The organism is uncultured Meiothermus sp., from assembly GCF_937863175.1.
In the GTDB taxonomy this organism is placed as follows: Bacteria; Deinococcota; Deinococci; order Deinococcales; family Thermaceae; genus Meiothermus.
Window position 1 is genome coordinate 1 of record NZ_CALMCQ010000224.1, and the last position, 9,249, is coordinate 9,249.

The window sequence follows — 9,249 nt, forward strand, 5'->3', positions numbered from 1 at the left end:
GGGGGCCAGGGCGTCGCTTTCTTGCTCCTGGCTGTACTGCATCCCCTGCACCCAGGGCTGGCCCAGGGGTTTTTTGCGCCGCTGGAGAACCACCCCTCCATTCTGCAGGCCCGCCTGGGACTGGAAGCCGCGCAGGCCCAGCTTCGAGCAACCCAGAGCCCGGTCAGCCTGCAAGCACAGGGGGGGGTCTCGTTTTTTGACGTGACGCCGCCTCCCGGTGCACCCACCTGTCCCAATCCCATCAACCCCCAGTGTGCAAACCTTCCGGGCGACGGGCGGCAGATTAGCCTGGGCCTGACCCTGACCCCTTTTGCATTTGGCGATGTTTCGGATGCGGTGAACCAGGCCGCCATTGGGGTCGAACAGGCTAGCCTGGGCCTGCGTCAGGCCCGCACCCAGCTCGAGGCCCAGGCTGTGGAGGCCGCCCTGCGGGTGCGCCTGGCCGAATCGGGGCTGGAAGCAGCCCGCCTGGGGCAGCGGCTGTCCCAGGCCAGCCTCGAGGCCACCAGGGTTCGGGAGAGCCGGGGCGCCGCCAGCCCCAGCGAGGTGCGCCAGGCCGAGGCCAGCCTGCGCCAGGCGGCCATCCAGCAGGCCGACGCCGAGCGCAACCTGGCGCTGGCGCGGCTGAGCCTGGCCGATCTGATCGGCCAGAGCAGCACTGCCCTGCCCCGGCTGGCGATCCCGTCGCAGAACACCCCGCCAGCGGTACGGCAGGCCGAACTACAACTCGCCCAGGCCCAGGTGGCTTTCGATCGCGCGGTGCGCGGGGTTCTGCCGGTGGTGCAGGGCAGCTATGCCCGCAATACCTCCGCCCACGACTCCTGGTCGCTCTCGCTCAACTCCCGCACCCTGCAGCCCACCCTCAGCTACACCAGCCAGTCCCAGGGCCGCAGCGCACCGCAGGATCGGATCCATGGAACGCTGCAAATCGGCCTCTCGGCCAACATCGCTTTTGGTGTGGTGGATGCGCTCGAGGCCGCCCAGAAACAAGTCGAGGCCGCCCGTCAGGCCGTAGAGGCGGCCCGCCGCAGCAGCAAGCTGCAAGAGGAGCTGTTGCGCTCCCTGCTACACACTGCCGAGCAGAGCCTGATCAACGCCCAGCAGGTGCGTACCGACGCCGAGCGAACCTTTAGCGAGGCCCGCGAACGCGAACGGCTGGGCCTCGCAAGCCCCCTCGCCACCCTGCAAGCCGAGTTAAGCCTGGCCCAGGCCCGCCTGGGCATCGAACAAGCGGATCTGAGCCGTACCCAGCGGCTACTGGATCTGTACCGCTTCTTTGCCCTACCCCTCAGTGAGGTGAACCGATGAGACTGGCTGTACCCATTTTTCTGACCCTGCTCCTGACCCCGCTCACCCTGGCTCAAGCCCAGAGCCTGACCCTGGAAGCAGCCCTGGCCAGGGCCTCGGAGCAGGCCCCGGTGGTGGCGGCCAGAGCCGAGCTCGACGATGCCAGCACCAGCCTCACGCGGATCCTGGCCGACCCCCTCCTGACCCGCCCCAGCAGGGTGCAGGCCGAGCAGCGGGCGGCCCTGGCGCGGGTCAGCTTTGATCGGGCAGTGGTGCAGGCCCAGAGCAACATTGTTGGGGCCTATGCCCAGGTACTGGAGGCCCAGATTCAGGTTCGTCTGGCCCAGAAGGCCCTCGAGGTCGCCAGCCGGGGTCTGGAAATCGCCCAGATTCGCCAGCGCAACGGCTCCGGCACGGCCCTGGATGTCCGCAACGCCCAGAACCGACAAGACGATGCCAGAAGCAACGCCACCCGGGCCGAAAACGGCCTGGCTCTGGCCCAGTCCTCGCTGCGCAGTCTGGTCGGCGGGTTCAATACGGTAGCCCCTCTACCGAACCCACCGGCCTTGCCCGAAGCCAGCACGGTGCGTGAACTGCTGGGCAAAAATCCCGATGTGCTGCAGGCCCGGCAACGGGGCGAACTGGCCAGTCTCCAGTTCGAGTTGCTCGACCCCAGCTTTGCGGCCAGGGCCGATATGGACGCGGCCAGGTCGCGGGCCGATCAGGCCAACGCGGGGGCCCGGGAAATCGAGCGGGGCCTGGGGCTGCAATACGACTCGCTGTATCAGAACCTCCAGGCTGCCTCCCGTGCGCTGGCTATCCAGCAAGCCGCCCTGGCCAACGCCCGCGAAACCCTGGCCAACGACAAGAAGCGGCTTGATGCCGGCCTGATCAGCGCGGTGGCCTATCTGCAAACCGAGCTTTCCTTCCTCCAGGCCGAGCTGGCCGCCCAGCAAGCCCAGGGCAACTACTGGCGGGCCTACTACAGCCTGTTGGCAGGAGGTCGCTGATGCAAGGGGTCTGGCTCCGGCATAAAACCTGGGTCTGGCTGGGTTTGATCGCACTGGTGCTGGTAGGGTGTGGCCCCCGCCGGCCTGTCCAGAGCGAAACCCCGGCCCCCTCGGCGGCTGAAGCCGCAACGGCCCGAAGCATCAAGGTCAGGGTAGTTCAGACCCAGGGCGGTGCCCTGACCACCACCCGCACCACCGGCACGACCCTGGCGCCCGCCCGCGAAAGCCAGGTGGGGGCCACCGCTTCGGGCAAGGTTCTGGAAGTACTGGTGCCCGAAGGCAGCCGGGTAGCCCGGGGGCAGGTGGTTCTGCGCCTCGACCCGGTGAATGCCCGCTCGGCCCTGAGCAATGCCCAGCTGGCCCTGCAACAAGCCCAGGTCAACCTCGAGCGGGCCCAGCGCACCACTGCCGGTTCAGTCTCGCCGCTGCAAGCCAGCCTCGACTCGGCCCAGGCCAGCCTCGAGGTGGCCCAGCGGCGCTACGTCGAAGGGCAGCAGCTCTTCGGGGCCGGGGCCATCTCGCAACTGGAACTGACCAGCCTCGAGGCCGCCTACAACCAGGCCAGGGCCGCAGCCGACAACGCCCGCGAAAGCCTGGCCCGTACACAACGCGCCTCCACCGAGGATCTGGCGCTGCTGCGCCTGCAGGTGCAGCAAGCCCAAAACCAGCTGGCCCAGGCGCGGCGGGCCGTAGCCGATACCGAGGTCAAAGCCCCCTTCGCGGGGGTGGTTGCGGAGACCTTTCTGAACCCGGGCGAGTTTGTGGCCGCCGGGCAGCGGGCCTTCCGCCTGGCCGACACCTCGAGGCTCGAGGCCAGCTTCCGCCTGCCGCCCGAAGATGCTGCGGGGCTACCGCCAGGCAGCCGGATCACCGTCCTGTTCGGGGGACAAAACTACCCGGCCACCATCGCCCGCAGCAGCAAGGTTCCCGGCACCGACCGCCTGGTCGAACTTACCGCCCAGATTGAAGGCGCCCTGCCGCCGGGTGCGAGTGCTCAGGTCAGCTACACCCTGACCCTGGCCCAGGGCACCTTGCTCACCTCCGGCGCCCTGCAGACCCAGGGCCGCACCACCTATGTGTATGTGGTACAGGATGGCAGAGCCGTTCGCAAACCGGTGCAGGTGCTGGCCGACACCGGCGCCCGCGCTGCCGTAGAGGGTCTTCCGGCTGGCATCCAGGTGGTGTTCCCGGTGCCCGCCAGCCTCAACAACGGGGATGCGCTCGAGGTGGTGCAGTAAATCATGGTGACCCCCGAGAGGCAGAGATTCTTCGAGGTCTCCTGCGGGAGGTGTTATGAACCCGTCTGATAAACCCTCCACCCTGGACCTTAATAAGCCGGAAAATCCTTTAATCAAGTTTTTTGTCCAGCGTTTTGTCTTCTCGACCGCGGCGTTTTTGGCCCTGGTTCTGCTGGGTCTGATTACCGGCAGCCGGGTGGGGGTGGATCTGCTGCCCCGCTTCGAGATTCCGGTGGTAGCCATCACCACCGCCTACCCCGGAGCTGGCCCCGAAGAGGTCGAGACCCAGATCAGCCGCCGCATCGAGGACTCGGTTTCGACCTTGTCGGGCATAGACCAGGTGGCCTCGATCTCGGGGGAGGGCTTCTCACAGGTCATAGTCTCCTTCGATTTTGGCGAAGACATCAACCGGGTCGCCACCGATGTCTCGCAGCGGGTCGCGGCAGTGCGCGGGCAGCTTCCCGGCGATGCCCAGGCCCCGGTTGTACAGCGTTTCGACCCCGCTGCGGCGCCGATTCTGTTCATCACTATTTCCGCAGATGGGCGTGACCTGCGGGATGTGGCCGAGTATGCCGAGGATGTGCTCAAACCCCAGTTGCAGCTGGTCACGGGGGTTGCCGATGTCCAGATTCAGGGCGCACCCAGCCGACAGATACAGGTTCTGCTCGAGCCCTACCGCTTAGCCTCCTTCAACCTCTCCCCCCTTCAGGTGGTCGGGGCCATCCAGGCGTCTGCACTGGCAGTTCCTGCCGGAACCCAGGCTGCCGAGGGACAACGCCTGCTCTTCACCCTGCGCAACACCCCTACCACTCCGGAAGAGGTGGGAACCATTCTGGTTGACCCCGCTCGAGGCATCGAGGTGCGCGATATCGCCATCGTGCGCGATGCCCAGGCCACCCCCACCCGCCTGACCCGGCTCGATGGTGAGGCCGTAATTCCCATCGCCATTCGCAAGACCCCAGACTCCAACTCGGTAGCGGTAGCCCAGGGCATCAGGGCCACCCTGGCCGACGCCAGCCTGCCCCAGGGCTACGAGGCTCGCATCGTCGGCGACACCACCACTTTCATTGAAAATACCGTCAACGACACCTTCAGGGAAGTTCTGCTGGTCGCGGCGATTGTCTCGATCATCACCCTGATTTTTCTGGGCAAGCTCAACTCGGTCTTTAGTGTGGTGGTGGCCATCCCGATTACCATGGCGGGGGCGCTGATTGTATTCGGATTGCTGGGTTTTACTTTCAACGTCATCAGCCTGCTGGCCATCATCGTGGCGGTGGGGATTGTCGTGGACGACTCGATTGTGCTGGCCGAGAACATCGAGCGTTTCCGCAAGATGGGCTACTCCACCAGGGATGCGGTGTTGAAGGGTTCCACCGAGGTCTTGTCGGCGGTTACGGCAGCCACCCTCTCGCTGCTGGCGGTTTTTCTGCCCATCAGCTTCCTTCCCGGCATTATCGGGGAGTTTTTCCGGCAGTTTGGCATCGTGCTGGCGGCGGCCATCGCGGTGAGCTGGCTCGAGGCCCTCTTCTTCCTCACCGTGCGCCTGGCCTACTTCCCCGACCCCGAGCCACCCACCTGGCGCGAACTGGCCCGGCGGGTTGCTGGCATCGGCCAGGATTTCCGCTGGGGTCTCAGGCTGCACGTCTACCAGCAGCCGGATCTGAGCCTGGGGCGGCGAATCTTTAATATCCTCATGACCCCCATCACCCTGGCGCTGGCCCCGCTGCGCTGGCTGGCCTCGGTGATGATCGGGTTGGCTGGAGCTCTTGCCGGTAGCCTGCACAATCTGTCGGAGGGTGCGTTCGTCACACTGCGCGAAGGCTACGCCCGCGCCCTGGCGGCCTCGCTCAAGCGCAGCTGGCTGGTACTCCTGATTGGCCTGGGTTTCTTTTTGAGCATCGGGATAGTAGCCCCCCAGATACCCTTCAACTTTACCGCCGAAAGCGACAATGGGCAGATTGACATTGACCTCAGACTACCCAAAGGTACCGCCCTTTCCGAGACCGACGCCCTCAGCCGCAGGCTCGAGGTCTGGCTGTACACCCGCCCCGAGGTGGAGGCGGTCTTCAACACCGTAGGCAGTTCGATTAATGCCCTGGCGGCGGGCAATCCCGAACAGGCCCGGATTGTGGTAGAGCTGGTGCCGAAGCGTGAGCGGGCCAGTGTCTACGATCTGCTGCCCGTCTACCGCGAAGCCCTGCAAAACCTGACTGCCGACCGGCCCGAGGCCGACCTGCGGGTCACCGCGCCGGAAGGCGGGCCAGGGGGCGCAGCCGATCTGCAGTTCACCCTGACCGCGCCTACCCCAGAGCTGCTGGCCGAAAAAAACCAGCGGGTCTTGCAGGTGATGCGAAACCTGCCCGACCTGATTGACGTGCGAAGCAGCCTCGAGGAGACCGCCAGCGAGCGGGTACTGGTTCCGAGTCCGGCCAGGCTACAGGGCACGGGACTGACCCCCAGCGACCTGGCCCAGACCCTCCGTATCTACAATGCGGGTGTTGAGGCCGGGAATGTGCGCTCGGCAGGCGATGATATCCCGATTGTGGTCAAGGCCGATCCCCGCCTGGTACCCGACCAGGCCAGCCTGCTCTCGCTGCCGGTGGTCGCGCCAGCGCTACGCAGCTCGCTGCCCATTGGCTCGGTGGGGCAGTTTGAAAACCGTCAGACACCGGCTCAACTGGCCCGCACCAACCAGGCTTTCTCCGCAGGCATCACCGCCAATCGCTCGCCCGGCGCCGAGATTGGAGCTTTTCAGCTAGCCAGCCTGGTACGAGCAGAGCTCGAGCAGGCCGGGGTCTTTACCGACGGGGTTCGCTTCGAGGAACAGGGTGCTACAGCCTTTGTGGGCGACCTGGCCCGCAGTGCCCCCATCGCGTTCGGGTTCGCTCTACTGCTCAACTTTCTGGTGATTGCCAGCCAGTTCAACACCTGGCGCTACCCGCTCTACCTGCTGCTACCGGTTCCACTGGCGCTGGTGGGGGCTTTCTGGTTCCTGTTCTTCTTCCAGAGCGGTCTGGACGTGGTCTCGGTGCTGGGCGTGGTAATTCTGATCGGGCTGGTAACCAAAAATGCCATTTTGCTGTTGGACTTTGCGGTGCGTGAGGCCCAGACCAGGCCGCTGTACGAAGCCCTGGTAGAAGCCGGCCGGCTGCGGCTGCGCCCCATTCTGATGACCACCCTGACCGTGCTGATGATTGCCATCCCGCTAATTGCTGCTACCGGAGAGGGGTCAGAATTCCGGCGCCCCCTGGGTATCATCATCCTGGGTGGGGTCTCGGTCTCGATGCTGCTAACCTTGTTCGTGGTGCCCGCGGCGTTCTATCAGTTCGAGCGCAAGCGCTACCAGAAGATGCGGCTGGAGCGCCAGGGCCAACCTGGTGCAGCTCCGTTGGCTGGCGACTAGGCGAAGGCTCGATTGTGGCGCCTGGACGCTTGCCTCGAGGGAATAAGAGGGAATCCGCCGAACGCCCTGCAGCAAAACCTGGTTTACTTGATGGTTACCGGCATGGTCGCTAATATGAGCGATATGCTGTACAACATCCTGGATGAAGTGAGCGAGTTGCGCCTGCTCCAGTATTACCAGTCTCAAGCGCTGTATAACCTGATCAAGCGGAACCGAGAGCATCTGGGCCGCTGGATGCCGTGGATCGACGACCAGGAATCGGAGTACGCTATCTACGGATTTATCCGCGATTCGATAGGGGCTTTTTCACAGGGAGAGCAGTTGCCCCTCACGATCTGGCACCAAAACACCCTGGCCGGAATGGTAGGTCTTTATGAGATTAAGCCTCATCATAGAAAGGCTCAGATTGGTTACTGGCTGGGCGCCGAATTCCAGGGAAATGGACTTGCCACCATGAGCATACGCGCCCTTCTGGTTCATGCATTCACGGAGCTGTGGCTCAACCGGGTAGAAATTCTGGTTGCCGACCACAACACCAGGAGCCGGGCTGTCCCCGAACGCCTGGGGTTCAAGCTGGAGGGGATGCTGAGACGGGCTTTCATTGTGCGGGAAGACGTCCAGGATCTCGCAGTATACGGCATGACCCAACACGACTGGATGGAGTTTCAGGGCTCCTTGGTAGACCCCATGTCGTAGGCGAACCCCCGTTGGCCCAGGGCCGAGTGTATGGGAACGGGAGCCCGGCCAGGAGACCGGAACCGGAGCCATGCGGGTAGCGTTCGCTGGCTGCCAGGACCTACCAGAGTAAACTGGGATCGGTTCGCTTGGCATACGATGCCGTCCTGGTCATCCAGCTTGCGAGCCTTTCCGCGCTCAAACAAATCTGCAGTATGAACAAACATCGTGTTTTCTGGCTAATTTTCATCGGCGGCATGCTGTTCTTTGCCGGGGTGGTGGTCTGGTATGTCCAGCGTGCCCTCACCCCCTACCCTCTGGCCGGGAATGCCCTCGAGGCCCTGGCCTCGAGTCCCCTGGTGCAGGTGAGCGAGACCAGCTATGGCTGGGTTTTTGTTCCACAAGGCAGGGCTAGGGGCGGTCTGGCCTTCTACCCCGGTGGCCTGGTGCAGCCGCAAGCCTATGCCCCGGTGCTGCACCGGATCGCCAGCGCAGGCTACCGGGTGGCCCTGCTGCGGGTACGCTATAACCTGGCCGTGACCGAGCCGGATAAGGCCCGCTCACCCCTGGTCGAAGCCCCAGACCTGCCCTGGGCGGTGGGAGGACACAGCCTGGGGGGGGTGGTAGCCTCAAACTTTGCCGACCACAATCCCCAGATCATGGCCCTGGTGATGTGGGCGGCCTACCCACAGTTCAACCTCTCGGCCATGGAACTGCCCAGCCTGGCCCTGTATGGCGAAAAAGACGGGGTCATCAACCCGGAGCAGGTCGCTGCTTCCCGCAACAAGTTTCCCAGGGGAACCCTCCACCAGACCATCCCCGGCCTGAATCATGCCGGATTTGGGGCCTATAGCGGGCAGCGCGGCGATAACCCAGCCACCATCACCCCCCAGGCTGGCTGGGATGAGGTGGCGCGACGAACCGTGGCCTTTCTGGATACTGCCCTGGCCAAACCCTGAGCCATCTCTATTTCCGCTGGTTTCGGCGGGCCAAAAATCGGTCTATCCAGCGATCTGGCAGCAGGCGGGCCAGCAGCGCACCTGCTCGGGCATCCCGACCCACCCCGTAGCGGGTTCTGGGATGGGCTGCCGAAAGGGCGTGTTCGACTGCCCTGGCGACCGCACTGGGGTGTAAACCTCGGCCATCCTGTCCCTGAATGTAGTTCAGCATTCGTTCCATGGCCGATCCATAAAGCGCAATGGCCGGAGGCGAGAGCCGCGACCTCAACTCCTCTCCCCAGGCTACGCCTTTGCTCCAGATGGGGGTCTGGATATTTCCCGGCTGGATAATCGAGACCTCCATCCCCCATTCGCTTAACTCGCGCCGCAGGGCATCGCTGAGGGCCTCGAGGGCAAACTTGGAGGCGGCATAAGGCCCCATCATGGGGGCTGCCACCCGTCCGCTGATGGAACTCATCATCACCACCCGGCCCCCAGCAGGGCGAAGCAGGGGCAAAAAAGCTTGGGTGACCGCTATCTGTCCGATCACGTTTATCTCCAGAACCCGGCGCAACTCCGCTAACGGCAGAAACTCCAGCGGCCCTGCCACCGCAACCCCGGCGTTGTTAACCAGGCCATCCAGTTGGGGAGTCTGGGTGGCAATAAATTGAGCGGCAGCCCGGATGGAGGCTTCGTCC

7 protein-coding genes are annotated in these 9,249 nt (G+C 64.4%); 6 read left to right on the forward strand and 1 reads right to left on the reverse strand.

The window, feature by feature from the left end; all coding sequences use genetic code 11:
* The first annotated feature begins 21 nt into the window (after positions 1–21).
* The 6 genes from Q0288_RS08590 to Q0288_RS08615 all read left to right on the forward strand — a co-directional run bounded on the left by Q0288_RS08590 (position 22) and on the right by Q0288_RS08615 (position 8,572).
* Positions 22–1,308 (forward strand): TolC family protein, encoded by a 1,287-nt coding sequence (locus Q0288_RS08590; protein ID WP_299429487.1) that lies wholly within the window; start codon positions 22–24, stop codon positions 1,306–1,308.
* Positions 1,305–2,297, forward strand: a complete 993-nt coding sequence (locus Q0288_RS08595; RefSeq protein WP_299429481.1) for a TolC family protein — start codon at positions 1,305–1,307, stop codon at positions 2,295–2,297. Before Q0288_RS08590 ends, Q0288_RS08595 begins: the two co-directional genes overlap by 4 nt.
* On the forward strand, positions 2,297–3,535 hold the full coding sequence (locus Q0288_RS08600) for an efflux RND transporter periplasmic adaptor subunit (RefSeq protein WP_299429482.1): 1,239 nt from the start codon (positions 2,297–2,299) through the stop codon (positions 3,533–3,535). Before Q0288_RS08595 ends, Q0288_RS08600 begins: the two co-directional genes overlap by 1 nt.
* A 55-nt stretch (positions 3,536–3,590) precedes the next feature.
* Positions 3,591–6,938, forward strand: coding sequence for an efflux RND transporter permease subunit (locus tag Q0288_RS08605; RefSeq protein ID WP_299429483.1), 3,348 nt, complete (start codon positions 3,591–3,593; stop codon positions 6,936–6,938).
* Between the two features lie 123 nt (positions 6,939–7,061).
* Positions 7,062–7,634 (forward strand): GNAT family protein, encoded by a 573-nt coding sequence (locus Q0288_RS08610; protein WP_299429484.1) that lies wholly within the window; start codon positions 7,062–7,064, stop codon positions 7,632–7,634.
* A 194-nt stretch (positions 7,635–7,828) separates the two neighbouring features.
* A complete protein-coding gene (locus tag Q0288_RS08615; protein WP_299429485.1) occupies positions 7,829–8,572 on the forward strand; it encodes an alpha/beta hydrolase in 744 nt (247 codons plus the stop codon).
* A gap of 7 nt (positions 8,573–8,579) precedes the next feature.
* On the opposite strand, the gene Q0288_RS08620 is transcribed toward Q0288_RS08615, so the two are convergent.
* Positions 8,580–9,249, reverse strand: a 670-nt coding sequence (locus Q0288_RS08620) for an SDR family NAD(P)-dependent oxidoreductase (protein WP_299429486.1), incomplete at its 5' end; no start/stop codon positions are given.